A 25,257-nucleotide genomic window follows, 5' to 3' on the forward strand; every position below is an offset into this window, starting at 1 on the left:
ATTGTTATTCCCAAGCCCGCATCACGCGGGCTTTTTCATGCTCAAGGCAAGCCTGGCGCTCACCGGTATTTTTCACTGCCGGCAGCGGCATTGAACCAAAACAACACCGCCTTCCCGTCCGGTCTTTACTACTTTCCGCCAGCTCGCTCCGCCTTCGCCATGGTGCTATGCTGTCGCCCCTGATCAGAACCACAAGCGGGATATTCCATGGAACACCACGCCGCCCTCGCCCGGCTGGACGGGCAGGACACCTGGCACGGCTTCAGGCAGCTGGTGCCGCTTTCCCTTTTCGTCGCCGTGTTCGGGCTGGCCTTCGGCCTGGCCGCCACCCAGGTGGGGCTGAACGATACCGATATCGTGCTGATGAGCGCCCTGGTGTTCGCCGGCGCCTCCCAGTTCGCCGCCCTCGATCTCTGGGGTACCCAGGTGCCGCTGGTGCCCCTGGTGATCACCACCTTCGCCATCAACGCCCGCCACCTGCTGATGGGCGCCACCCTCTACCCCTGGCTGCGCCACCTGCCGCCGGCCAGGCGCTACGGGGTGATGCTGTTCGCCTCCGACGCCAACTGGGCCATGGCCATGCAGGGCTTTCACCGGGGCGAGCGGGCGCTGGGCGTGCTGTTCGGCGGCGGGCTCGCCATCTGGTCATTCTGGATCCTCGGCACCTGGCTCGGGCTGCATTTCGGCAACGCCATCGAGGACCCGGTCAGCCTGGGACTGGACATGGTGATGGGCTGTTTCCTGCTGGCCATGGTGGTGGGTGGGCGCAAGGATCTGCGCAACCTGGCGATCTGGACGGTGGCCGCGCTCTCGGCCATGCTGGCCTACTGGTATCTGCCCGCCAACAGCCACGTGGTGGTGGGCGCCCTGTCGGGCGGCGTGCTCGGCGCCCTGTGGATGGAGAAGGAAAGCGCATGAACCTGGACACAGCAGGCCTCGGGCCCTGGCTTATCATCGGCGTGATGGCACTGGTCACCCTGGCCACCCGCTGGGGCGGGGTGTTGGTGATGTCCTTCGTGCCCATCAACCGCCGGGTGCAGCAGTTTATCGGCGCCATGTCCGGCTCGGTGCTGGTGGCCATCCTCACTCCCCTGGCCCTCAACGGCGACACCGGCGCCCGCCTGGCGCTGCTGGCCACCGGGCTGACCATGCTGGTGCTGAAAAAGCCGCTGCCGGCCATCGCCGCCGGCATCCTGGTGGCCGCGCTGGCCAGGCAGCTGGGGTAGTAGCGCCATCATCTGTGCCTGTGCCGGCTGCAGGCCCGGCGCCCTTGGTCCTGGATTCCCGCCTTCGCGGGAATGACACGGGGATGGCATCAATATCGGCAAATATCAGCGATTAATAAGCTAATGGCGCCGAAACGGCGCCATTGTCTGGTTATATCGGCAGACTGAGCCGCCCATCCCGGTAGCTGACCTTCCGGTAGTCGGGGATATTGCCCAGCACCCGCTCGTGCTCGTGGCGGCAGCCGCCCACTATCACCACCCGGCAGCCGGCGGCCAGGGCCGAGGCGATGCCGGCCGGGGCATCCTCGAACACCAGGCAGTCCGGTGCCGCCAGCCCCAGCAGCCGGGCCGCCAGCAGGTAGGGCTCGGGATCCGGCTTGCCCCTGCTCACCTGTTCGGCGGTCACCCGGATCCGCGGCAGGGGCAGCTCGTTGCGATCCAGCTTGGGCATGGAAAGCGGCAGGCTGCCCGAGGTGCAGATGGCCCAGTAGTCATCCGGCAACGAGCACAGCAGCTCCCGTGCGCCGGGGATGGCGGTCACGCTGTCATTCAGGCTCTTCTCCACCGCTTCCAGCCAGGCGGACTCGGCCGCCACGTCCAGCTGCGGTGCCAGTCGGCGGATGGTTTCTTCACTGCGCACCCCGTGGCAGATGGCCAGCACATCGCTCAGGGGGATGCCGTGCCGGTCGCACCAGCGGGCCCAGGCCAGCTCCACCGCCCGGTGGGAATCCACCAGGGTACCGTCCAAATCGAAGATCAGGCCCTTGGCCGCCACTGTGTTCATGGTGCTCTCCTCATGCTGTTGTCGTTACCTTGATGTTAAACCGCCAGAGACACACCGTTTATTCCTTTGGCCCGAAAAAAGATACTATTGGCTCATTACCAAGATCCAAGGTGGCCCAAAATGCTTAAACGCGAACTGCTGAGCCTGCCCCATCACAGATCCTGGGCCCTGACCCACCTCAAGGACGCCGGCGTGCCCTTTCAGTGGCACTACCACCCGGAATACGAGATCACCCTGACCCTGGGGGCGGAAGGCATGCGCTATATCGGCGAGGACGTGGCCCCCTTCGGGCATTGCGATCTGGCGCTGGTGGGACCGGACGTGCCCCACACCTGGGACGCCAAGGCCTCGGACGGCGCGCCCGAGGTGTATGTGGTGTTCCTGCCCAGGCACTGGCTGCAGGCCCAGGTGGAGGCGGGACTGGTGGAGCTGTCGCCCCTGCTCGACTGGCTGGCCGGGCTCGGCAACGGCGCCGTGTTCGGCACCGCCACCGCCCGCCGGGCCCGGCGACTGTTCGAGCGCATGGCGCAACCGGGCTCGCTGTCGGCCCTGGCCGCCCTGCTGGAGCTGCTGCAACTGCTGCGCGCGGACGAGCATTGCCGCCCCCTGGGCGGGCGGTTGCAGCAACCGCCGGACCGGCGCCTGGATCGGCTGCTCGGCCATTTGCAGCAACACTACCAAGCGCCCCTGCGCCTGGAGCAGGTGGCCCGCCACTGCAACCTGAGCCCCGCCACCCTCAAGCGGCTGCTGCAGCAGCACTGCGACACCAGCTTCAGCCAGTACCTCAACCGCCTGCGCCTGGGCCACGCCTGCCACCTGCTCACCACCAGCCCCCTGCCGGTGGCGCTGGTGCGCGAACAGGCGGGATTCAACAACGCCAGCCATTTCAACCGCAGCTTCCTCGCCCATACCGGGCTGAGCCCCCTGGCCTTTCGCCGCCGCTTCGGCTGGCGCCGGCTGGGCTAACGCCGCCACACCACCGGGAACCAGTCCTCCCGCATCCGCTCCCCCGTTTGCAGGCCGATGCCGTCGAACGGCGGCGAGGTGGGTCCGCCCCGGTCGACATAGCGCACGTCGTCGCCGATAAAGCGGGTAGAAAAGGCCCGGCGCCGGTTGGATGTCTGGTTGCCCGGAGCACCATGTACCGTCTTGAAGTTGAACAACAGCGCATCGCCCGGCTCCAGCTCGGGAATGAGGATCTCGAAGTCCCCGCCGTCGATATCCGGCATGTCCATAAAAGGGCTGTCATCCTGGTACCAGGACGCATTGGTGGACCACTTGCTCGGTCGCACCAACTTGGGCCAGCGGTGGGAGCCCAGCACCACCCGCAGGGCATTTTCCTGGGTAATGGGATCCAGCGGTATCCAGTAACTGGCCGTCTGGTCACCGTCCACGCAGTAGTAGGGTAAATCCTGGTGCCAGGGTGTGGGCTTGGCGGTGCCCGGCTCCTTCACCAGAATATGCTCATGGAATACCTGAATTTGCCGTGAGCCGGTAGCCTCCCCGGCAATCGCCGCTCCGGGGGACGCCTCTATCCAATGCCGGAATTCAGGTATCCGCTGCCAGTTGCAGTAATCCTCGAAAAAACGTCCGCCATCGTTGCCGGTCACGTTCTCCCGGCCATGCTCGCCAGGCTCGCGCAGCACCCGTTCAAAACCTGCCCGTAATGGCTCTATCCAGTCCTTGAACACACCCTTGACGACGATGGCGCCGTCTCGCGCATAGGCGTCCCGTTGATCCTGTGTCAGCCAGGTCGTGGTGGTTGTGTGACCCATGATGATTCCTCCCTGTGGTTAGCGACGACTCGACTTTAGCATCGGCATCACATAGCTTATAAATACAGTTTACATATGGGATACATAGAGCAATGGCTATACCTTTTACCTTCCGGCAACTGAGCTACTTTGTCGCGGTGGCCCAGCAGGGCAGCGTCAGCAAGGCGGCCGAGGTGCTGCATGTGTCCCAGCCTTCGGTGTCCATCGCCATCACCCAGCTCGAGGGGTTGCTGGAGCAGCCCCTGTTCCAGCGCCACCGGGGCCAGGGAGTCAGCCTTACGCCCGGCGGCGAAGCGCTGTTGAAGGAGGCGCGCCATATCCTCACCCTGTCCCACAACCTGCTGGCCCGTCAGCGGCAGGACGACAGCGAGGTGGAGGGCCAGTTGGTGCTGAGCTGTTTCAGGGATATCGCGCCCTACTACCTGCCACGATTGGTGAGCCGCTTCGAGCGCCGCTACCCCGGGATCCGGGTATTGATGCAGGAGGAGGATCTGGCCGGCGTGAGCCGGGCGCTGGAGCAGGGCCGGGCCGAGCTGGCCCTGAGTTACGATCTGGGCCTGCCGCAGGAGATAGACGCCGAGGTGCTGGATGAACTGCTCCCCCATGCCCTGCTGCCCACCACCCATCCCAGGGCGGCCAGCCCTTCCCTCAGCCTCACAGAGCTGGCGGCGGAGCGGCTGATACTGCAGGATCTGCCGCTCACCCGGGAGTATTTCCTCTCCCTGTTCTGGCACCGGGGACTCAAGCCCGACATCGTCCACACCACGGCGTCCTTCGAACTGCAACGGGGCCTGGTGGCCCACGGTCACGGGGTGGCGCTGTCCTGCACCCGGCCGGCGGGAGACCGCAGCTACGATGGCGCGGCCCTCGCCTGCGTGCCGCTCGCCGACGAGGTCCAGCCCCAGCGGGTGGTGCTGGCCCACTCCCGCCGCTTTCCGCTGTCGGTGCCGGCCCGGCTGTTCCTCGGCCTGGTCGCCGGGCAAGCCAGCTAGCCATACCCGGTAGACAACGGGGCTACAGCACCTGGGACGCCACCCAACCGAAGATCACCAGCGGAATGTTGTAGTGGATAAAGGTGGGGATCACCGAGTCGCGGATATGATCGTGCTGGCCGTCGGCGTTCAGCCCGGCGGTGGGCCCCAGGGTGGAGTCGGAGGCCGGCGAGCCGGCATCGCCGAGGGCGCCCGCCGTACCCACCAGCGCCAGGGTGGCCAGGGGCGAGAAGCCGAAGCTCAGCGCCAGCGGCACATAGATGGCGGCGATAATGGGAACGGTGGAAAACGACGAGCCGATGCCCATGGTAATGAACAACCCCACCAGCAGCATCACCAGTGCCGCCAGCGCCGGGCTGTTGCCGATCAGCGCCCCCGATCCCGCCACCAGTTCGGGAATGGCGCCCGAGGCCTTCATCACCCCGGCAAAGCCGGAGGCGGCAATCATGATAAAACCGATCAGCGCCATCAACCGCATGCCCTGGGTGAAGACGTCGTCCTGCTCCTTCCATTTGAACAGGCCGTTCATCGACAACAGGGCAAAGCCCAGCAGGCCGCCCAGCACCATGGAGCCGGTAGCAAGCTGCACCGCCAGGGCCCCCACCACCGCCACCAGTATCATCGCCAACTGTCGTTTGGAGAGCCGGAGCTCGGTCTTTTCCCGGGCTGCGGCCGCCACCGGCTGATGCCGATATGCCCGCGGCCGGCGGTAGCTGAACAGCACCGCCACCAGCAGCCCCAACAGCATGCCCAGTGCCGGGATCAGCATGGCCCTGGGCGCCATCTCAGGAGTCACCTGCAAACCCAGTTCACTGCCGGCCTGGTTGACGCTGCCTGTGAGAATGTCGTTGAGAAAAATCGTCCCAAACCCGACGGGGGTGGTCATGTACATGATGGTGATGCTGAAGGTGATCACACAGGCCACGGCGCGCCGGTCCAGTTGCAGCATGCTCATCAACCCCAGCAGCGGCGGCACCAGTATGGGAATAAAGGCGATATGCACCGGCACCACGGTGCCGGAAGCGGCGCCCACGATAACCAGGGCGCCGAACAGCAACCACTTGATGTCCCCCAGTTGGCCCGGCTCACGGCGGGCCCCGACCCAGGCCAGCGTTTTGTCGGCCACCAGGCCGGTAATGCCGGTACGCGACAGCGCCACCGCAAAGGCGCCGAGGGTGGCGTAGGCCAGCGCCACGGTGGCGCCTCCGCCCAGCCCCTCGTTGAAGGCGCCGATCACCTGCTCCACCGACATCCCCGCCCAAAGCCCGCCCACCAGGGCGGCGACCACCAGTGAAAACACCACCGATACCCGGGCCAGACACAGCCCTACCATCACCAAAATAGCCAAAACAATGGCATTCATAGGTTCCTCTCCCCTGTGTTGTTACGTCCTTTTAATGCGGCGCACCGGCTCTGAACCCGCTACCCACAGGGGAAAATTAACACTCCGTAAACATTTAAAATGAATATAGTTTGTATATGAACCTCATAACTTTTTGGCTATGTAGTAGCAATATGATGTACCGCCTGTACAAAAAACATATCTCCAACTTCGGCTACATATTGGGATAATTGGGCCCGCCGCCTCCTTCCGGTACTGCCCAGCGGATATTCTGGGACGGATCCTTGATATCGCAGGTTTTGCAGTGCAGGCAATTCTGGGCGTTGATCTGCAGCCCTGCTCCCGCAGCGTGCGCCACCACCTCATACACCCCCGCCGGGCAGTAACGCTGGGCCGGCTCCGCCCAGCGCGGCAGGTTCTGCGCCAACGGGATGGCCGCATCCTGCAGTTGCAGGTGACAGGGCTGATCTTCTTCGTGGTTGGTGTTGGACAAAAACACCGAAGACGGCTTGTCGAAGCTGAGCTTGCCATCCGGCTTGGGATAGGTGATGGGCGGGCAGCCCGCCGCCGCCTTCAGTCCTTCATGGTCCGGCCGGCGATCGTGCAGGGTCAGGGGCTGGCGGCCGCCGAACAGCTTCTGCTCCAGGAAGTTGAAGGCGCCCCCCAGCCAGGGGCCGAAACGGTGCAACGCCGGGCCGAAGTTGCGGCCGCGGTACAGCTCATCGTACAGCCAGGACGCGCGGAAACGGGCGTCGAAGGAGGTCGGCGCCCGCCCGTCCTCGCCGCCGGCCAGCGCCTCGAACACCGCCTCCGCCGCCAGCAGGCCGGACTTCATGGCGGTGTGGGTGCCCTTGATGCGGGCCGGATCCAGGGTGCCGGCGTCGCAGCCGAGCAGCAGGGCGCCGGGCATCGTCATCCTGGGCAGGGAATTGAAACCGCCCTTGGCGATGGCCCGGGCACCGTAGGCCACCCGCTTGCCTCCTTCCAGGTACCGGCGGAACAGCGGATGCTGTTTCATGCGCTGAAACTCGTCGAAGGGACTCAGCCAGGGGTTGGTATAGTTGAGGTCGACCACCAGCCCCACCACCACCTGGTTGTGCTCGCCGTGGTAGAGAAAGCTGCCGCCGCCGGTGTCGCCCGCCAGCGGCCAGCCGGTGCCGTGCATCACCAGTCCCGGCCGGTGCCTGGCCGGATCGATGTCCCACAACTCCTTGATGCCGATGCCGTAATGCTGGGGATCCGCCTTGTCATCCAGCCGGAAGCGGGCGATCAGCTCCTTGCCCAGGTGGCCGCGGCAGCCCTCGGCAAAGAGGGTGTAGCGCGCATGCAATTCCATGCCCGGCACATGGCCGGGCCTGGGCTTGCCATCCCGGCCGAGGCCCATGTCGCCGGTGGCGATGCCCCTGACCGCGCCGTCGTCGTGGTAGAGCACTTCGCTCGCGGCAAAGCCCGGGTAAATCTCCGCCCCCAGGGCTTCAGCCTGCTCGGCCAGCCAGCGGCACAGCTTGCCCAGGCTGGCCACGTAACAGCCTTCGTTGTGCAGGCTGGGGGGCGCCAGCCAGCCAGGGATACGGCGGGCCGTACCCTCATGCGCCAGCCAGTAAAGCTCGTCGGCCGCCACCGGGGTCGTCAGCGGGGCACCGCGCTCGGCCCAGTCCGGGAAGAGTTCGGCCAGGGCCCGGGGATCGATCACGGCGCCGGAGAGGATATGGGCCCCCACTTCCGAGCCCTTTTCCACCACGCAGAGGCTCAGTTCCCGGCCGGTCTCCCGCGCCTGCTGCATCAGCCGGCAGGCCGCCGCCAGCCCGGCGGGGCCGGCACCGACGATGACCACGTCGAACTCCATGATTTCTCTGTTCATTGCTATTTCCCGTCAAAACGGCAGGGGCGGCGGCCCGCCCCTGCTCCAGGTTCAGAAGATCAGGTGTGCCGCCAGCGCCACCAGGGGGATGGCCAGCAGGGTCCGGATGAGAAAGATCAGCACCAGATCCGTCACCGACAGCGGGATGTCCGACTCCAGCATGGCGTTGGCGCTCTCGGTGAAGAAGATGATCTGGATGGTGGACAGGGTGCAGACGAAGAACACGCTCATCGGCGCCACCTCGCCCCCGGCGATGATGATGGCGGGCAGGGCGATTTCGGCGATGGACAGCAACACGGTGGGCGCTATCTTGTCCGCGTCGGGCAGTTGCAGCAGCCTGAGCAAGGGCTCGAACACCAGCCCCAGGTACTCGAACAGCGGCGTGTAGGTGCCTATCACCAGGGCGATGGTGGCGATCGACAGGATATAGGCCACTATCTTCTGGGCGAAGGTCGCCGCCTCCCACAGGTAACGGCCGAACACCTCGGGACCGGTGGTGGCCGCCCGCTCGGCGGCGGCCTGGCAGGCGCGCAACAGGATGGGACCCTGCGGTTTGCCGCCGTCCCTGTCCTGCCGGGCCGTGCGCCCGTCGAAGTAACTGTCCGGCTTGCGGTTCAGCGGCGGCAGCCGGGTGACCACGGCGGCCAGCAGGAAGTTGATGACGAAGGACGAGACGATCATGTGCGGCAGGTATTCCATGATGCCGCCGATGGACGCCAGCAGGGCGAAGAAGCCCAGGCTGCAGATACTGAAGTTGGTGGCGATGCTGGCCGCTTCCCGCTGGGTATAGTGGCCGCTGCGGTACAGCTTGTTGGTAATGAAAATCCCCACCGCCGGGGCGGCGACGAAGGAGGCCACCGCATCCACCGCCGAGCGGCCGGGCAGGCGGTAGAGCGGGCGCATCAGCGGCTCCATCAGGGTGCCCACAAATTCGAGAAAACCGAACTCGGTTAGGAACAGCACCAGGAAGCCGGCCACCACCACCGTCAGGAAGACGCTGCCCCCGAGATAGAGCGCCAGCCCGCCCACGTCCTTGTGCAGGAACCAGTCGGGCCCAATCCGGAACACCAGCAAGGCCGCAAATACCGCGCCCAGCAGGAACAGCAGGCCGACCAGGGCATTGTCCTTGCGATGGTAGCGTGTCAGGGCGGCATTGCCGGTCAGCCGGGCAGCCCCCCAGGTCAGACAGAGCAACAGGGTCAGCGCCAGGGTCAGGTACTGGAGGCTGTCGCCCAGCGCCCCTTTGATGGCCCCGATCAGGCTCACCAGGGGAATAGTGGCCTTGTCGCCCCCGAGCGACAAGGGAATAAAGAAAATCAACAATCCGATCAAACTGCCCAGCAGCGCCTTGACAGCGCCCCCGCGTCTTCCTTGCATTACCTCGACGTTATTCATCCTTCTTCTCCGTTGACAGGCTAGTGCTGGACCCGCCCAGGCGGGTCATTCCCTCGACAGGGCGCCACCGGTAGCGGCGCCCCTTCACTCCTTCGTTGCTGCCGTTCCCGTCCCCGCGCTCAGGGCAGTTGCGCCGTGAGCCGGGGCAGCGCCTCGAACAGATCCGCCACCAGGCCGTAGTCGGCGATGCGGAAGATGGGCGCATCTTCGTCCTTGTTGATGGCCACGATGACCCGGGACTCCTTCATGCCGGCCAGGTGCTGGATGGCGCCGGAAATGCCCACGGCGATATAGAGTTCCGGCGCCACTATCTTGCCGGTCTGGCCCACCTGGCGATCGTTGGCGACAAAGCCGGCATCCACGGCGGCGCGGGAAGCGCCTATCGCCGCGCCCAGCTTGTCGGCCAGGGCCTCGATCAGGGCGAAGTGTTCGGCCTTGCCCAGGCCGCGCCCGCCGGACACCACCACCCGGGCGTCGCCCAGCTCGGGACGTTCCGACACCGACAACTGCTCGGAGACAAAACGGGACAACCCCGTGTCATGTACCGAATTCACCGCTTCTATCGATGCGCTGCCGCCCGCGCCGGCCACCGCCGCAAAGGCGCTGGTGCGCACGGTGAGCACCTTGATCGGATCGAGGGAACGGACGGTGGCGATGGCATTGCCGGCATAGATGGGCCGGCGAAAGGTATCGGCGCCTTCCACCGAGATGATGTCGGAGAGCTGGCCCACGCCGAGCAGGGCGGCCACCCGCGGCAGCAGGTTCTTGCCGTCGGTGCTGGCCGGTGCCAGCAGATGGCTGCAGTCCCGGCCCAGCTCCGCCACCAGCGGCGCCAGGTTTTCGGCCAGCTGATGGGCGTAGGCGGCATGGTCGGCCAGCCACACCCTGGCCACCCCCTCCACCCGGGCGGCGGCCTCGGCCACGGCCCGGCAGCCCTGGCCCGCCACCAGCACGATGAGTTCCCCGCCCAGTTGGCGGGCGGCGGCCACCGTATTCAGGGTGGCGGCCTTGAGGATACGGTTGTCGTGTTCCGCAACGATCAGGATAGCCATCAGATCACCTTCGCTTCGTGTTTCAGTTTGTCGACCAGCTCTTCCACCGAGCCCACCATGACCCCGCCCTGGCGCTCCGCCGGCGGCGTCACCCCAAGCAGCTCGCTGTGGGCCCGCAGGCTCACCCCCAGTTCCTCCGGGGTGCACGGCTCCAGCGGCTTCTTCTTCGCCTTCATGATGCTGGGCAGGGCGGCATAGCGCGGCTCGTTCAGCCGCAGGTCCGTGGTCACCACTGCCGGCAGCCGCAACGCCAGGGTCTGCAGGCCGCCATCCACTTCGCGGGTAACCAGTGCCTCCTGCCCTGCAATCTTCACCGCCGAGGCGAAGGTGCCCTGGCCCATGCCGGTGAGCGCGGCCAGCATCTGCCCGGTCTGGTTGTGGTCGGCGTCGATGCCCTGTTTGCCGAGGATCACCAGCCCCGGCTGCTCCCGCTCCACCAGCCGCGCCAGCAAGCGCGCCACCGACAGCGGCTCGGGCAGTTGTTCGGTGTGCACATGGATGCCGCGATCGGCGCCCAGGGCCAGGGCGGCGCGGATCTGCTCCTGCACCTCCTGGAGCCCGACCGACACCACCACCACCTCGGAGGCGACGCCCGCTTCCTTCAGCCGCACCGCCTCTTCCACCGCAATTTCACAGAAGGGGTTGAGCGCCATCTTGACGTTGGCCAGCTCCACGTCTTTCTGATCCGCCCTCACCCTGACCCTGACGTTGTAATCGATGACCCTTTTTACCGTGACCAGTATCTTCATCGCCGTTGCTCCTCAGTGGTTCAGCAGGGTGCGCGCTATGATGTTGCGCTGCACTTCGGACGAGCCTTCGTAGATGCGCATGATGCGCAGGTCCCGCACATAGCGCTCGAGCGGCATTTCCCGGGTGTAGCCATAGCCGCCGTGGATCTGCAGCGCCCTGTCGGCAATGCGGCCGGCCGCTTCCGAGGCGTAGAGCTTGGCCATGGCCGACTCCTGGGAAAAGCGTTCCCCCTGTTCGCGCCTGGTGGCCGCCCGCAGGCCGAACATCCGCGCCGCCTCCAGCTCGGTGGCCATGTCGGCCAGCATCCACTGCAGCCCCTGGAACTCGGCGATGGGGTGATCGTTGACCTCGCGGGTCCTGGCCCAGTGCAGGGCCGCCTCGAGGGCGGCGCCGGCAATGCCGGTGCAACTGGCGGCAATTTCCACCCGGCCGTTGTCCAGCACCTGCATGGCGGTGCGAAAACCCCGGCCCTCTTCGCCGCCCAGCAGGCGGTCGGCCGGCACCTCGCAGTCCAGCGCCACCTCGAACACATGCCCGCCCCTGAGGCCCATGGTGCGCTCGGGCGCGCTCACCGCCACCCCGGCCGCGTGGCGATCGACGATAAAGGCACTGATGCCCCTGTGGCCGGCGCTCTTGTCGGTTTTGGCATACACCACCAGAAAGTCCGCCTCGGCGGCGTTGGAGATAAAGTGCTTCACCCCGCGCAGCCGGTAGCCCGAGCCGGTTTTTTCCGCCAGGGTGCGCATCGCCGCCGGATTGGAGCCGGCGTTGGGCTCGGTCAGGGCAAAGGCCCCCAACAGCTCGCCGCTGGCCGCCCCCGGCAGCCAGCGCCGGCGCTGCGCCTCTGTGCCACCGTGCAGGATGGAGTCGGTCGCCAGGAAATGGGCGGTCACCATGGAGGCGGTGGAGCCGCAGGCCGCCGCCAGTTGCTCCACCGCCAGGTAGAGCGCCACCGCCGACACCCCGGTGCCGCCGCAGTGTTCCGGCAGGTTCATGCCCATGATGCCGATGTCGGACAGCGCCGCCCGGTGGCGGACCGCCGAATGGCTGCCTTCGTCTATGTCCGCCGCCGCCGGCGCTATCACCTCCCGGCAAAAGCGCTGCATGGCGTCGGCCAGCATCCGATCGTCTTCGGTAATGGTGATGTTCATGGTGATCCTCTCCTTGGGTTGTCGGTATGCCGTCGCCCCCTGACACCAGGGCGCAACGGGGCCCACCGGCCGCGCCGGTGTGGCGTAATGAAAGTGGGAATGGCCCGGCTTAGGGTCGGAACAACTCGGCGTCGTGCTCCCCCAGGGCGGGGGCCGTTGCCGGCGCCGGGCTGGCCCAGGCGCTGGCCCGTACCGGCTGCGTCATCATGGGGATCTCGCCCAGGCGCGCGTGCCGCTGGGTACGCAGCAGCCGGCGTTCGCCCTGCCGGGCCCGCGCCAGCACCTCGCCCATGTCCAGCACCGGCGAGGCGGGAATGCCCGCCGCCGCCAGGCTGGCGATGGCCGACGCCACGCTGTGGCCGGACAGCCAGCTTTCGATCAGGTCGCGCAGCGCCGGCTCATGGCGGGTGCGGGCCTCGTCGGATCCGAAACGGGCGTCCTGCGCCAGCCCGGGCCGGCCCATGACGGCGCACAGTGCGGCAAACTGGCGGTTGTTGAGCACCGCGATAATGACCCGGCCATCGGCGGCGTTGAAGGAGCCGAAGGGCGTGGACAAGGGATGACGGTTGCCGACCCGCCCCGGTGCCTCGCCCCCGAACATCCATTGGGCCACCGGGGTCGGCATCAGCGAGAACAGGCAGTCGAGCATGGCGATATCCAGGTGGACCCCCTCGCCGCTGCGCTGCCGGTCGAACAGGGCGGCCAGTATGGCCCAGGAGGCATAGAGCCCGGCGGCCAGATCGGCGATGGACTCGCCCACCTTGGTCGGCTCGCCGTCGGGCTCGCCGGTGATGGCCATGATGCCGGACATGGCCTGCACCACCAGATCGTAGGCCGGCAGGCCGCTCGACTCGCCCCGCTGGCCGAAGCCGGAAATGCTGGCGTAGATGATGTCGGGGTTGATGGCCTTGATGGCCGCAAAGCCCACCCCCAGCCGTTCGGCCACCCCCGGCTTGAAGTTTTCCACCAGGACGTCGGCCTCGCGCACCAGCTCCAGCAAGCGAGCCAGGTGCCCGGGATTTTTCAGATCCGCCACCACCCCTTTCTTGTTGCGGTTCATCAGGGTGAACAGGGCGCTTTCTCCCTGCTCAAAGGGACCCACATGGCGATACTCATCACCGCCCGGCGGTTCTACCTTGATGACCTCGGCGCCCAGATCCGACAACAGGGCGGTGCAGAAGGGGCCGGACAGGACCCGGGTGAGATCGACGATTTTAATCCCGGCCAGGGGCTGACGCTGGTGCTGCTGTTCCATGGTATGGGCCTCAGAGTGGTGGTGAAGTCTTGGCTCTGAGTTTGTCAGTGGGTGAATATTGTGTAAAATATTAGTTACATATATTCAATATAGATTTTTCTAGTAGTGATAACCCTGCATCAACTCAAGGTGTTCGTGGCGGTGGCCGAAAGCGGCGGTACCGCCGCTGCCGCCCGCCAGCTGCACCTGTCCCAGCCGTCGGTATCGCTGATCGTGCGCAACCTGGAAGCCGAGCTGGGGGCCGAGCTGTTTATCCGCAACCCGCCACGGGGGCTGGCCATCACCCCCTTCGGCCGCGGCAAGCTGGAAGAAGCCCGGGCCCTGCTGTCCCGCGCCGAGATGTTCGCCGAGCCGCAGGATGCCGGCCCCCAGCTGCGCGGCCAGATCACCATCGGTTATTTCAGTTCCCTGGGGCCGCCCTATGTGCCCGCCCTGCTGCGCCGCCTGCGGGAAACGCTGCCCGGGGTGGAAGTACAACTGCGCGAGGGGGATCTCGGCTCCATCAGCCGCATGCTGGACACCGGCCAGGTCGAGCTGGCGCTGACCTACGATCTGGGCATGACCGAACGCCCCCGGGTGCAGCTGCTCAAGGAGTGCCGGTTCTACGCCGCCCTGCCCCCGACGCATCCGCTGGCCCGGCAGCAGGCCGTGTCGCTGGAGGATCTGGCCGGGGAGGCGCTGATCCAGATCGACTTGCCGCACAGCCGGGAGTTTCTGATGTCGCCGTTCTGGCAATACCAGCTGGAGCCCCGTATCGCCTACCGCACCACCTCGCTGGAAATGGTGCGCGGCATGGTGGCCCAGGGGCTGGGGGTCGCCCTGCTGATCACCCGTCCGCTGTCGGATCAGACCCAGGACGGCGCCCGCCTGGTGTGCCGCCCCATCGCCAACCCGCTGCCGTCGCAGCGGCTGGTGCTGGCCCACTCCCACCATTTTTCCCCCACCCCGGTGGCCGAGGCGGTGATGGCGGAGGTAAAACAGATGTTTACGGAGGAGCCGGCAACACCCTAGGCGAAGCGCTTCGGAAGACCGGCGCCTCAGCCAAAGACGCCGATGGCATTGAGGAACATCAGCACGATAAACACCGGGCTCAGGTAGCGGATGGTGAAGCGCCACAGCCGGTAGCCCGGGCCCCGGCCCAGTTCCTGCTCGGTGGCGGTGCGGCTCATCACCCAGCCGGCGAACAGGGCGATAAAGAGCCCGGACAACGGCATGATCCAGCTGGAGGTGAGGTAGTCCAGGCCGCCGAAGAAAGTCTTGCCGAACAGGGTGTGTTGCTCCCACAGGTTGAAGGAGAAGACGGTGCCCAGGCTCAGCAGCCACATCAGTACCCCCGAACCCAGGCAGGCCCGCGCCCGGCTGATGCGGTAGCGCCCGGTCAGCCAGGCCACCGCCGGCTCGATCAGCGAAATGGCCGAGGTCAGCGCCGCCACCGACAGCATCACGAAGAAGAGGGCGCCGAACAGCGCACCCAGCGGCATCTGGCCGAAGGCGATGGGCAGGGTCACGAACAGCAGCCCGGGGCCGGCGCCCGGCTCCAGGCCGTTGGCGAACACCAGGGGGAAGATCACCATCCCCGCCAAGAGCGCCACCAGGGTGTCCAGCAGGCCGATGGTCAGCGCCGTTTTGGCGATGGACACCTTGCCGGGCAGGTAGGCGCCGTAGGTCATCATGCCGCCCCCGGCCAGGCTCAGGGTGAAGAAGGCGTGGCCCAGGGCCACCAGCACGCTGTTGCCCGAGAGCTTGCCGAAGTCCGGGTTGAACAGGAATGCCAGCCCCTGCATGAAGTGGCCCGTGGTCATGGAGTAGCCCACCAGCACCAGCAGCAACAGGAAGAGCCCGGGCATCATCAGGTTGACCGCCCGCTCCAGCCCCTGCCGGACCCCCAGGGCGACAATCCCCAGGGTCAGTGCCAGCACCAGGCTGCCCCAGAAGATCAGGGTCAGCGGCGATCCCAGCAGGGCACCGAAGTGGGCGCCCACCTGCTCGCCGGTGGCGGTGTTGAAGCTGCCGGCGCCGGTGTCGAAGATATAGGCCACCGCCCAGCCGGCCACCACCACGTAGAAGCTGAGCAGCAGGAAGCCGGTGAGCACCCCCACCCAGCCGAGCCAGCGCCAGCGGGGCGACGCCCCCGCCTCCCCGGCCAGGGCGGCCATGGCATGGGGCGGGTTGTGGCGGCCGCGCCGGCCTATCATCACCTCGGCCATCAGCAGCGGGATGCCGATCACCAGGATGCAGGCCAGGTATACCAGCACGAAGGCGGCGCCGCCGTGCTCGCCGGTGATGTAGGGGAATTTCCAGATATTGCCGAGCCCCACCGCCGAGCCGGTGGCGGCCAGCACGAAGGCCATGCGGCCGGACCATTGGGGGCTGGCGGCAGAGCTGGACGCGGCCACCTGGCCCAGGCCGCCGAGCGGCCGGGTCAGACTGTTGTTTTCCATAACGGTGTTCTCCTTGGGGGTTGAGAAAAGCCAATTCACAAGTTGCAGCACGCGGCCAAAGCGCACTACTCCGCCGACACGCCGTAAACCCATCCCTGGGGGCTCCGCCGCGCCATCCCTGGCGCGAAGGGTCGTCGGAGTAGCACTCTTTGTCCTCTCCAGCGATCCAATGCCGCCTGCCGGCACTACCATCAGACGGCGTCGGGGCTTGAAAGAGGTAGCAGGGATTGCCACCACCGACCGTCACATGCCAGGGATGGCATGTGCCGAGCGACACAGGGATGTGCTTGAAGCGTGTCGGTGGAGGCAGCCCTGCTGCCTCTTCTCAGGGCTACAACGGATAAGCCTTGTGAAGATAGTAAACAGGAACCAAAGCCCGATACCGGGCTCAGGTTACCGCGGTCAGTTTGCGGAATTCGGGCCGCTTCCACTCTTCCCGGCGCATCACCTCGGCCAGGGCCTGCACCGTGTCCCACAGATCCACGTAGCGGGTGTAGAGGGGGGTAAAGCCGAAGCGCAGTATGTCGGGGGCGCGGAAGTCGCCGATGATGTTGCGGGCGATCAGCGCCTGCATGATGGCGAAGCCCTGCTCATGGGTGAGCGACACCTGGCTGCCGCGCCGTTCGGCGTCCCGCGGCGAGGCAAGCCCGAAACCAAAGTCCCCGCAGTGCGACTCCACCAGCTCGATGAAGATCTCCCCCATCCGGCGGGACTTGGCGCGGATCTGCCCCATGTCGGCGGAAACCATCAGTTCCACCCCCACCTCCAGCACGCTGGTGGCCAGCACCCCGGTGGTGCCGCACAGGCCGCGCCGGATGCCGGCGGCCGGCTCGAACCTGTCCTGCATGGCGAAGGGGTTGGCGTGGCCGAACCAGCCGCTCAGGGGCTGGCGGAACGCCTCCTGGTGGCGGCGGGCCACGAACAGGAAGCCGGGGGCGCCGGGGCCGCCGTTCAGGTACTTGTAGCCGCAACCCACGGCGAAGTCGGCGCCGGCGCCGTTCAGGTCTACCGGCACGGCGCCGGCGCTGTGGCTCAGATCCCACAGCATCAGCGCGCCCACGGCCCGGGCCCGGGCGGTAAGGGCGGCCATGTCGAACATCTCGCCGGACTTGTAGTGCACATGGGTCAGCACCACCAGGGCGGTGTCTTCGTCGATAAGCGTTTCCAGCGCCTCCCGCGGCGCCGTTTCCAGCCGCACGCCGGGCCGGAACCGCTCCAGCCCCTGCAGGATGTAGAGATCCGTGGGGAAGTTGCCGGGTTCGGAGACGATCTTGCCGCGTCCCGGGCGCATCTCCAGCGCCGCCGCCGCCAGCTTGAACAGGTTGACCGAGGTGGAATCGGCCACCACCACCTCGCCCCGCTCGGCGCCGATCAGGCGCGCGATCTTGTCCCCCACCCGCTCGGGCAGGCTTATCCAGTCGTGGGTGTTCCAGCTGCGGATAAGGCCCCGGCCCCACTCCTGCTCCACCACCTCGGCGGCACGCCGGCGGGCGGCCCCGGGCAGGGCGCCCAGGGAGTTGCCGTTCAGGTAGACAAGCCCCTCTTCCAGCTCGAACTGCTGCCGGTAAGGGGCCAGGGGATCGTCCCGATCCAGCCGGGCCAGATGGTCGCGGGTCAGGGTGGTCATGCTTCACTTCTCCTCAGCAGGGCGCGCACGGGCGAGGCGTCCAGGTGCGCCAGTTTCAACGGGGGTGCTATCAGTTCGTAATGGCCGGGCTCGATGTCGTCCAGCACCAGCCCTTCCAGGATGGCCATGCGGTGATGCCAGACCCGCTGGTGGGCGTCCAGGGTCTTGGCGTCCTGGGGGTCCAGCGAGGGGCTGTCGACCCCGATAAGGCGGGCGCCCCGCTCGGCCAGCAGATCGATGGTGGCGGCGGCCACGGCGGTAAAGTCCGCCCGCCATTGATCATGGGGAAAACGGGCGCAGGTTTTCAGCAGCACCCGCTCCAGCCGCGCCGGCAGCCCGGCGGGCAAATCGCCGGGCTCCACCCGGCCGCGGGCATGGGTCAGGTCCAGCACCAGGCAGGGGCCGATATAGGCCTCCAGCGCCACCTCGGCCATGGCCTGGCCCTCGGCGTGGTAATGCAGGGGCGCGTCGGCATGGGTGCCGGTGTGGGTGGACAGGCACAGCCGCGCCACGTTCACCGGGCAGCCGTTTTCCATCACCCAGCTCGGCTCGGCGCTGTAGGGGGTGTCGCCCGGCCACACCGGTATGCCGGGGCGCAGGGTTTGGGAGATGTCCCAGATCCGGCTCATATAGTTCTCCTCAGATGCTGGTGCGCACCGCCCAGAGTTCGGGGAAAAAGGTCAGGTCCAGCGCCTTCACCAGGTAGGAAACACCGCCGGTGCCGCCGGTGCCCTTCTTGTGGCCGATGATGCGCTCCACCGTCTTCATGTGGCTGAAGCGCCATTTCTGGAAGTTGTATTCCATGTCCACCAACTTCTCGGCCAGCTCGTACAGATCCCAGTACTGCTCGGTATGGTGATAGACCCGGGACCAGGCGGCCTCCACCTCGGCGCAGGCCTGGTAGGGCTGGGACCAGTCCCGCTCCAGGCAGTGGGCGGGCAGCGCGAAACCGCGCCGGTGCAGCAGTTGCAGGCTGATGTCGTAGATGCTGGGGGCTTCCAGTATGGCGCTCAGGTGCCGGTAATGCTCCGGGTGGGCCCGGTGGGCCTCCACCATGCGGGCGTTCTTGTTGCCGAGCAGAAACTCCAGCTCCCGGTACTGGTAGGACTGGAACCCCGAGCTCTGCCCCAGGCTGCCGCGAAAGCGGGCATAGTCGGCCGGGGTCATGGTCACCAGCACTTCCCAGGCCTTGATCAACTGCTCCTGGATGCGCGCCACCCGCGATAGCATCTTGAACGCCGGCGGCAGCTGGTCCCGGCGGATATGCTCGGCGGCGGCATGGGCCTCGTGCAGGCACAGCTTGATCCACAGCTCCGACACCTGGTGGATGACGATAAACAGCATCTCGTCGTGCTCGGCGGAGCGGGGCCGCTGGCAGTGGAGCAGGGCGTCCAGATCCAGGTACTGGCCGTAGCTGAGGTCCTGTTGCCAGTGCACCCCCTCGTTGTCCAGATCCACCATGCCCTGGCGGGCGGTGATCGATTCCTTGCCACGCATAACCAACATCCCGTTAACAATTGAAGATAACTTGAGTTTACGCCGCCCCCGGCCTTGGTGTAAATTTCATTAAAATTCACTTTTTAATTAAATAAATTAATAGATGAGCGTTCGAGTCAGTACCCGGCATATGCAGATGATGGTGGCCCTGAGCGAGGCCGGCAGCCTGGTGGAAGCCGCCCAGTTGCTGGGCCTGACCCAGTCCGCCCTGAGCCACCGCATCAAGGAGGCGGAGCGGCTGCTCAACACCGAGCTGTTCTACCGCCAGCACAAGAAACTGGTGCCCACCAGCGCCGGCAAGCGGCTGCTGCATTCCTCCCGGCTGGTGCTGGCGGAGCTGGAGCGGGCCGAGGCCGATATCAACAAGCTGTCGGTGGGCATAGAGCACGTGGTGCGCCTGGGCAACGAGGCCTACGGCGGCTACCACTGGCTGCCCGCCTGCCTGGCCGCCTTCGCCCGGGAGCAGCCCACCATCAGCGTGGAGATCATCCCCGACGTCTCCCTCGATCCTTACGCCGCCCTGCGCACCGGGCGCATAGACCTGGCGCTGACCTCGGGCCAGCCGCCCGAGGGCTTCCAGTGCCGGCGGCTGTTCCGGGACGAGATGCGGCTGGTGCTGCCCGCGGGGCATGAACTGGCCGGGGAAGACTGGGTGAGCGCCGGGCAGGTGGCGGCCCACACCTACGTGACCTACCACACCCAGCCGGGCAAGGGACGGGAATACGAGCAGCTGTTCAGCCACTACCGGCTGTTGCCGGCCCGGGTGATCCGGGCCGGGGTAACCGAGGCGGTGATCGCCCTGGTGAAGGAAGGCTTCGGGCTGACCATCATGCCGGAGTGGGTGCTGGCACCCTACCTGGCCCAGGGCGGGCTGAGCACGGTGCGGGTGACGGAAGAAGGGCTCCACCTGGACTGGCAGCTGCTGCTGCGCAGGGACGAGGCCCCCGACTCCCCCACCGCCCGCTTCGCCGACTGCCTGGCACGGGTGGCACCGGGCACCCGTTGATCAGAGCGGTATCACCACCTTGGCCCAGAAGGCATCGCCTTCTGGCCGGTTTTCCACCGCAAACTCCTTCTGATACTTGAGGCTGACGGAGAAACCGGCGCCGCCGTCATACTTCAGCGAGGGGCCTATGGCCAGGGCCTGTCCCTTGCTGTTCTCCAGGGTGATGCCGTGCAGCTTGTCCTCGGTCAGCTGCTTGTAGGCATAGCCGCCCACGCCCAGGATCCAGTGCGGGTTCAGGCCATAGCCCAGCGAATAGTCGGCGTGCAGCTCCTGGCCGGAGCGATAGCGGCTGTCCGGATTCCTGAAGTTGTAGTCGTACATCAACTTCAGATCCCAGTTGAGCCCCTGGGGTTGCATGTAGCTCACCGCCGCCACCGGCTGGATGGTCCAGTGGTTGCGCCCGATATTGGCCAGATCGTTGGGGTTATAGCCGCCGGTGGGGGCGAATACGTCCAGCGACACCGCCGAGTGCAGTTGCGGGCTATGGTGGTAGGCCAGCCCCAGGGCGGTGATGTCGATGTCCCCCAGCCCCTGCTTGCTCTGGTGCCTGCCGTTGACCGTCAGGCTCAGATCCACTAGCGGGAGCAGCACCGCCGAAAACACCTGGCCACCCAGCAGTTGCCGCTCGCTGACCCACACCAGCCGGGGCGCCAGTACGCTGGCCCTGAGTTTGAAGTCCACCGGCAGGCGTTCACCGTCCGGACCGTTCAGCCGGTTGGCCGAATAATGATTGGCATACAGCAGCGGGTAAAACCCGGCCGGTGGCAAGGCCGCCATGCCGAAGTTTTCCGCGCCCATGGGATAAACCGAGCCCCCGTTCTCGGTGGCCAGCACCGCGGTCGGCAAGGTGGTGCCCAGCAACAGCCCCAGCGAAAGGCAGGCCGCCCTTTTGCCATTTTTTTCCCTTTTCATCCGATCGTCCTTATTCAGATTATCCCGCCACCATGCCCACCGGCATGGCGGCAACGATTTAAGCCGGCACCGCTTCCAGCGTCTTGAACTGGCCCTTGAAGAACAGCATCGGCTCTCCTTCCTGGCAGCGGAATGCCTGTACCCGTCCCACGATCAGCAGGTGATCGCCCAAGCAACGGGTAAATGCCACCTCGCACTCGAACTGGGCCAGGGTATGGGCCAGCAGGGGTACCTGCCGTTGATTCAGGTGATACTCCACCCCGGAAAACTTGTCATCGCTGGCCCGGGCGAACTGCATGGCGAGATCTTCCTGCCCCTGGCACAACACGTTGACCGCGAAGGGCTGCCCTTCCTGAAAGGCGGCCAGGCTGGGGGAGTTCAGCGACAGGCTCCACAGGATCAGCGGGGGCTCCAGCGACAGGGAAGAAAAGGAGTTGGCGGTAATGCCCACCAGGGCATTGCCTTCGCCGGGGGCCGTGACCACGGTCACCCCGGTGGCGAAATGCCCCATGGCGTTGCGCAAGGCCCGGGTATCCATGGCTGGCTGGAGGGGCTGTTCCGCCTTCAATAAGGTAGTGGCGCTCGTCATCTTATGCTTCCTTCTTCAGGTGCTGGCCAATCAGGTAGCGGCAGGCCTCGGGCGAGGTCCACCAGGGGAAATAGTCGGGCGGGTTGTCGAAGCCGTTGGCGATCATGGCGGCCAGCCCCGGCGCCTGTTGCGCCGCCCCCAGCAACTCGAGCAGGTGCGGCTCCGGCGGCCGCAGCAGGGTATTGGTCCAGGTCACCACGTCTTTGGCATAGTTCCAGTAGCGCTCGAAGGTCTGCTGCATCCACTCCGGGGTAAAGGGCTCGTCGGCGCGGGCGATAATGGCCTCCAGATACAGCTTGCTGCACTTGGCGGCGTTGTTGGAGCCCTGGCCGGTGATGGGGTCGTTGACCACCACCGCATCGGCCATGCCGAAGATGCAGCGGCCGGACGGCAGCCGGGCCACCGGCTTGCGAATGGTGGGTGGAAAGCGCCCGGCCAGAATGCCGTTGTCGTCGGTCAGCTCCAGGTGCCGGCAGCGGCCGGCCTGAGCCGGGGCGAAGCGCCGTACCAGCTCCAGGCTGCGCTGCAGGTGCTGTGCCGGCGTGGTCACATCCTGCCAGCAATCCATGGGGCCCCCCGGAACGCCCTCGAACACCATGATTTCACAGGGTCCATTGACGGTCAGCGCCGGGAACACGAAATATTCGCCGACCCCGGGCACCAGGTTGAAGGCCACCCGGGAAAAGGGCTCGCCGGGCTCCATGCCCTTGACGTAGGTCAGGGCCAGGGCCCGCTGCGGCTTGTCGAAGGCGGAACGCTCCGCATCGCGCTCAAACAGCCGCACTATCTCGCCCTTGCCCGCCGCCAGCATCACCAGATCATGGCTGGCGGCCAGCTCTTCCAGGGTGTCGATGCCCGCATCCAGCAGCACCAGCTCCCCGCCCTTCTGCTTGAACACCTCCATCCACCTGGGCATTTTCAGGCGCTGATCCACCGACTGGGCCGGTCTATCCAGTCTGGCCGCCCAGTCGATCAGGGTGCTCCCCGCCACCTCCGGATCCGGCACCGTCAGGCCGATCCCTTCCACCGGGGGGCATTCCTCTTCCCAGAAGTTCAGCCCCAGATCCCGTTCCGTCTGCAGGGCATTGTTGAACATGCACTGGCTGGACATCACCCGTCCGCTGGCGATTTCTTCCCCGCTGCGGTTGGAAACCAGGGTGACCCGGTAACCCTGATCCAGCAGCCCAATCGCGGTCTGCAGGCCGGACTGGCCGGCACCAACAATGGCAATACGTCGTGTCATGACTGTTTCCTTGTCTGTGATTGAGAAATAAAGAACTACTCGGCCAGCCGCGGTATCGCCGGCCGGCTCTGCTCCGGCCCCATGGCCGAGTAGCCACCGTCCACCGCATAGTCGGCGCCGGTGACGAAGCCGGCCTCCTCCGAGCAGAGGAAGCACACCACATTGGCCACTTCCTCCGGCCGGCCCAGCCGCCCCAGCAGGTGGTAGTCCGCCGCGACCCTGTCCGCCTTGGCGCTGTCTTCGCCGCTGAGTTCGGCAATAACCCGGGACCAGGTCCAGCCCGGCGACACCGAGTTCACCCGGATCCGCTCGGGCGCCAGATCCAGCGCCATGCAGCGGGTCAGGTGCAGCATGGCGGCCTTGCTGACCGGATAGAGCCAGCGGCCGGTCTGGGCTACCCTGGCGGAAATGCTGGTGAAGTTGACCACGGCCCCGCCGCCCCGGCGACGCATGGCCGGCAAGGCCGCCCGGGTCGCCATGGCGGCGCTGACCAGGTTGACGTCCAGCGCCGACAGCCAGGCGCTTCTGTCCGCCTGCAGGCCGTCGTCCTGGTAGCTGCAGGCCAGGTTGACGAGAAAATCCACCCCGCCGAAGCGGGCCTCGGTGGCCTCCATGGCGTCGAGCAGCTGCTCATCCCGGGTGATGTCCGTGGCCAGGAACAACACCCGCTCGCCCAGCCGTTCGGCCAGCGCCTCCCCCTGGGCCCTGTCCACATCCAGCACCGCCACCCGGGCGCCTCGGGCCACCAGCTTTTCCACCAGTGCCTGGCCGATCAGGGTGGCACCACCGGTTACCACCGCCGTCTTGTTACTGAAATCGTGCATCTGAAAGCTCCCATTCAGTCCTTGCCTTCGCTTTGTTGCCATCTCGCCATCAGGGTGTTGGACGGCAAGGACTCGTCCAGCAGCTTGGCGGCGGTTTCCCGTCCGGCCACCGGCAAGCCGGTGGGATCCAGCAGGCCGACCTGTACCAGCAGGGAGGCCTGATCCCAGTAGATGTGTTCGTGGTAGAGCTTGTCGCCCCGGAACTTCACCACCGCCAGCAAGGGAATTTCCACGTAGCGCCCGGTGGGCGCCACGCCCGGCAGCAGCCAGTCGATCTCGCGGCTGTGGGTAAAGCTGAAGATCAGCTCGTCCACAATCTGGGTGTCGCCTATGGTGCGTGAAATGGGCGTCAGCTTGGTATCGGGCGGGTTGTTGTCGACGAAATGATGCTTGTAGAAACGGTAGAGCTGCTGGTAGCCGACGCCCCCCGTCATGGTGGGAATGTGATTGACGTAGGGCTCGGCCACCATGGTGGCCATGGTGTCGTCCACATTGCGGGTATCGAACTCATACTCACAGTGCTTGTCCCACAGCGCCGACAGATCGTAGTGCGGGCCTATGGCGCGCCGCAGCGCCGACACCGAGCGTTGATGGGCCATCAGGGCCGAGGGCTTGTGGTAATGGGGCGAGCCGGCCCGGGCAAAGGCATGATCCACGCCCGGATACAGGTAAAGTTCGGCGGCGTCGTTATGTTCGAAATGGCGGTAAATCGCCTCCCTGGCCTCGGCCGGACAGTATTCATCCTGGCCGGCAAAGTGCAGCACCAGCCGCCCCCGGATGCCCTCGGCCTCGTGCAGGTGCTGCTCTATGCCCATGCCGTAGTAGCCGATGGCGATGTCCACCGGGCAACGACAGGCGGCAAGGTAGGCCAGCCGGGCGCCCAGGCAGAAACCCAGCACGCCGATGCCGCCCTTGACCTCCGGCCGTCCTTTCAGGGTGGCAATGGCGGCCGCGATATCCTCGATGCCTTTGTCCTGATCAAACCCCTGGTACAGGCCGAAAGCCTGCGCGAAGTCTTCCGGGCTGTAACCGAGTTCGACCCTGGGCTGCTGGCGCCAGAACAAGTCGGGCGCCAATACCACATAGCCTTCTTCGGCGTAGTAATCGGCGATGTCGCGGATATTGGCGTTAACGCCGAAGATTTCCTGGGCCAGTATCAGGCCGGGACCGGATCCGGAGGCCGGCACCGCCAGATAACCGGAAAAGCTGCCGCTGCCGTCCCGGGCGCGAATATCAATTGAGCTACCCATCTTGTCTCTCCTTTGCCTTGATGTCGGGGTAGCTACATCCTAATAACAAAGATTCAACAATGCGGGCCGCTCAGTGCCGTGACTATCCGGTCAGCGCAACTATCTGAGGTTGTTTTTATCGGCGAGCAAGGGCGCCAGGCGGCGGTGACAGGGCCGCCAGGACGAGAGCAGATCCATTCCGTGCAGCCGGGATCCCTTCCCTGCACAAAAGCGCCCGCAATGATCCCCATCAAGGAAAAAGCACTTAATTTAACAATATTTAAACATGTACAATATCATCTCGCC

24 protein-coding genes are annotated in these 25,257 nt (G+C 66.0%); 6 read left to right on the forward strand and 18 right to left on the reverse strand.

The annotated features are described in order from the left end of the window. Nucleotides 1–207 precede the first annotated feature (207 nt). Nucleotides 208–918: an AzlC family ABC transporter permease gene (locus AN401_RS14665; protein ID WP_094039984.1), complete on the forward strand. Its 711-nt coding sequence runs from the start codon at nt 208–210 to the stop codon at nt 916–918. Continuing rightward, nucleotides 915–1,226, forward strand: coding sequence for an AzlD family protein (locus AN401_RS14670; RefSeq protein WP_094039985.1), 312 nt, complete (start codon nt 915–917; stop codon nt 1,224–1,226). The genes AN401_RS14665 and AN401_RS14670 overlap by 4 nt, the downstream gene beginning before the upstream one ends. A 151-nt stretch (nt 1,227–1,377) precedes the next feature. Here AN401_RS14670 and AN401_RS14675 read toward each other — a convergent pair whose 3' ends face one another. Next, nucleotides 1,378–2,010 (reverse strand): HAD-IA family hydrolase, encoded by a 633-nt coding sequence (locus tag AN401_RS14675; RefSeq protein ID WP_094039986.1) that lies wholly within the window; start codon nt 2,008–2,010, stop codon nt 1,378–1,380. Nucleotides 2,011–2,130: 120 nt separating this feature from the next. Between AN401_RS14675 and AN401_RS14680 the strand changes: the two genes are divergently transcribed. After that, the gene (locus AN401_RS14680) at nt 2,131–2,976 is read left to right on the forward strand and encodes an AraC family transcriptional regulator (RefSeq protein ID WP_094039987.1); all 846 of its coding nucleotides are present in this window, start codon (nt 2,131–2,133) and stop codon (nt 2,974–2,976) included. On the opposite strand, the gene AN401_RS14685 is transcribed toward AN401_RS14680, so the two are convergent. Then, nucleotides 2,973–3,785 (reverse strand): phytanoyl-CoA dioxygenase family protein, encoded by an 813-nt coding sequence (locus AN401_RS14685; RefSeq protein ID WP_094039988.1) that lies wholly within the window; start codon nt 3,783–3,785, stop codon nt 2,973–2,975. The genes AN401_RS14680 and AN401_RS14685 overlap by 4 nt on opposite strands. A gap of 92 nt (nt 3,786–3,877) precedes the next feature. Between AN401_RS14685 and AN401_RS14690 the strand changes: the two genes are divergently transcribed. Beyond that, a complete protein-coding gene (locus tag AN401_RS14690) occupies nt 3,878–4,777 on the forward strand; it encodes a LysR substrate-binding domain-containing protein (protein WP_094039989.1) in 900 nt (299 codons plus the stop codon). A 22-nt stretch (nt 4,778–4,799) separates the two neighbouring features. On the opposite strand, the gene AN401_RS14695 is transcribed toward AN401_RS14690, so the two are convergent. The 7 genes from AN401_RS14695 to AN401_RS14725 form a co-directional block, all read right to left on the reverse strand. After that, the gene (locus AN401_RS14695; RefSeq protein ID WP_096779750.1) at nt 4,800–6,140 is read right to left on the reverse strand and encodes a Na+/H+ antiporter family protein; all 1,341 of its coding nucleotides are present in this window, start codon (nt 6,138–6,140) and stop codon (nt 4,800–4,802) included. A gap of 193 nt (nt 6,141–6,333) precedes the next feature. Continuing rightward, on the reverse strand, nt 6,334–7,980 hold the full coding sequence (locus AN401_RS14700) for an electron transfer flavoprotein-ubiquinone oxidoreductase (protein WP_096779751.1): 1,647 nt from the start codon (nt 7,978–7,980) through the stop codon (nt 6,334–6,336). A gap of 51 nt (nt 7,981–8,031) precedes the next feature. Then, nucleotides 8,032–9,375 carry a YjiH family protein gene (locus AN401_RS14705; protein ID WP_096779752.1) on the reverse strand — a complete coding sequence of 448 codons (1,344 nt, stop codon included), beginning with the start codon at nt 9,373–9,375 and terminating at the stop codon, nt 8,032–8,034. A 119-nt stretch (nt 9,376–9,494) separates the two neighbouring features. Beyond that, entirely contained in the window at nt 9,495–10,427 is a 933-nt protein-coding gene (locus AN401_RS14710) for an electron transfer flavoprotein subunit alpha/FixB family protein (protein WP_096779753.1), read from the reverse strand. Beyond that, nucleotides 10,427–11,176 carry an electron transfer flavoprotein subunit beta/FixA family protein gene (locus AN401_RS14715; RefSeq protein ID WP_096779754.1) on the reverse strand — a complete coding sequence of 250 codons (750 nt, stop codon included), beginning with the start codon at nt 11,174–11,176 and terminating at the stop codon, nt 10,427–10,429. Before AN401_RS14715 ends, AN401_RS14710 begins: the two co-directional genes overlap by 1 nt. 12 nt (nt 11,177–11,188) lie before the next feature. After that, the gene (locus AN401_RS14720) at nt 11,189–12,328 is read right to left on the reverse strand and encodes an acyl-CoA dehydrogenase family protein (protein ID WP_094041441.1); all 1,140 of its coding nucleotides are present in this window, start codon (nt 12,326–12,328) and stop codon (nt 11,189–11,191) included. 109 nt (nt 12,329–12,437) lie between these two features. Next, the gene (locus AN401_RS14725; protein WP_096779755.1) at nt 12,438–13,583 is read right to left on the reverse strand and encodes a CaiB/BaiF CoA transferase family protein; all 1,146 of its coding nucleotides are present in this window, start codon (nt 13,581–13,583) and stop codon (nt 12,438–12,440) included. 105 nt (nt 13,584–13,688) lie between these two features. Here AN401_RS14725 and AN401_RS14730 point away from each other — a divergent pair, with 105 nt between their 5' ends. Further along, nucleotides 13,689–14,594 carry a LysR family transcriptional regulator gene (locus tag AN401_RS14730; RefSeq protein ID WP_096779756.1) on the forward strand — a complete coding sequence of 302 codons (906 nt, stop codon included), beginning with the start codon at nt 13,689–13,691 and terminating at the stop codon, nt 14,592–14,594. 26 nt (nt 14,595–14,620) lie between these two features. On the opposite strand, the gene AN401_RS14735 is transcribed toward AN401_RS14730, so the two are convergent. The 4 genes from AN401_RS14735 to kynA form a co-directional block, all read right to left on the reverse strand. Then, nucleotides 14,621–16,024, reverse strand: a complete 1,404-nt coding sequence (locus tag AN401_RS14735; protein ID WP_096779757.1) for a sodium-dependent transporter — start codon at nt 16,022–16,024, stop codon at nt 14,621–14,623. A 388-nt stretch (nt 16,025–16,412) separates the two neighbouring features. Beyond that, on the reverse strand, nt 16,413–17,651 hold the full coding sequence (kynU, locus tag AN401_RS14740; RefSeq protein ID WP_096779758.1) for a kynureninase: 1,239 nt from the start codon (nt 17,649–17,651) through the stop codon (nt 16,413–16,415). Beyond that, nucleotides 17,648–18,280, reverse strand: coding sequence for an arylformamidase (kynB, locus tag AN401_RS14745; protein WP_094040044.1), 633 nt, complete (start codon nt 18,278–18,280; stop codon nt 17,648–17,650). The genes kynU and kynB overlap by 4 nt, the downstream gene beginning before the upstream one ends. Nucleotides 18,281–18,290: 10 nt before the next feature. Further along, the gene (kynA, locus tag AN401_RS14750; RefSeq protein WP_094040045.1) at nt 18,291–19,148 is read right to left on the reverse strand and encodes a tryptophan 2,3-dioxygenase; all 858 of its coding nucleotides are present in this window, start codon (nt 19,146–19,148) and stop codon (nt 18,291–18,293) included. A 103-nt stretch (nt 19,149–19,251) separates the two neighbouring features. Here kynA and AN401_RS14755 point away from each other — a divergent pair, with 103 nt between their 5' ends. Continuing rightward, a complete protein-coding gene (locus AN401_RS14755) occupies nt 19,252–20,154 on the forward strand; it encodes a LysR family transcriptional regulator (protein ID WP_096779759.1) in 903 nt (300 codons plus the stop codon). On the opposite strand, the gene AN401_RS14760 is transcribed toward AN401_RS14755, so the two are convergent. From AN401_RS14760 to AN401_RS14780, 5 genes are read right to left on the reverse strand one after another with little or no spacing between them, the layout of a single operon-like run. Beyond that, the gene (locus tag AN401_RS14760) at nt 20,155–21,066 is read right to left on the reverse strand and encodes a SphA family protein (protein WP_096779760.1); all 912 of its coding nucleotides are present in this window, start codon (nt 21,064–21,066) and stop codon (nt 20,155–20,157) included. A 58-nt stretch (nt 21,067–21,124) separates the two neighbouring features. Further along, nucleotides 21,125–21,655, reverse strand: coding sequence for a flavin reductase family protein (locus AN401_RS14765; protein WP_198401741.1), 531 nt, complete (start codon nt 21,653–21,655; stop codon nt 21,125–21,127). 1 nt (nt 21,656) lies between these two features. Continuing rightward, entirely contained in the window at nt 21,657–22,898 is a 1,242-nt protein-coding gene (locus tag AN401_RS14770) for a styrene monooxygenase/indole monooxygenase family protein (RefSeq protein ID WP_096779761.1), read from the reverse strand. A gap of 35 nt (nt 22,899–22,933) precedes the next feature. Then, a complete protein-coding gene (locus AN401_RS14775; protein ID WP_096779762.1) occupies nt 22,934–23,722 on the reverse strand; it encodes an SDR family oxidoreductase in 789 nt (262 codons plus the stop codon). Between the two features lie 14 nt (nt 23,723–23,736). Beyond that, nucleotides 23,737–24,972 carry a dienelactone hydrolase family protein gene (locus tag AN401_RS14780; RefSeq protein ID WP_096779763.1) on the reverse strand — a complete coding sequence of 412 codons (1,236 nt, stop codon included), beginning with the start codon at nt 24,970–24,972 and terminating at the stop codon, nt 23,737–23,739. Nucleotides 24,973–25,257 lie beyond the last annotated feature (285 nt).

The organism is Zobellella denitrificans, from assembly GCF_002407485.1.
Lineage (GTDB): Bacteria > Pseudomonadota > Gammaproteobacteria > Enterobacterales > Aeromonadaceae > Oceanimonas > Oceanimonas denitrificans.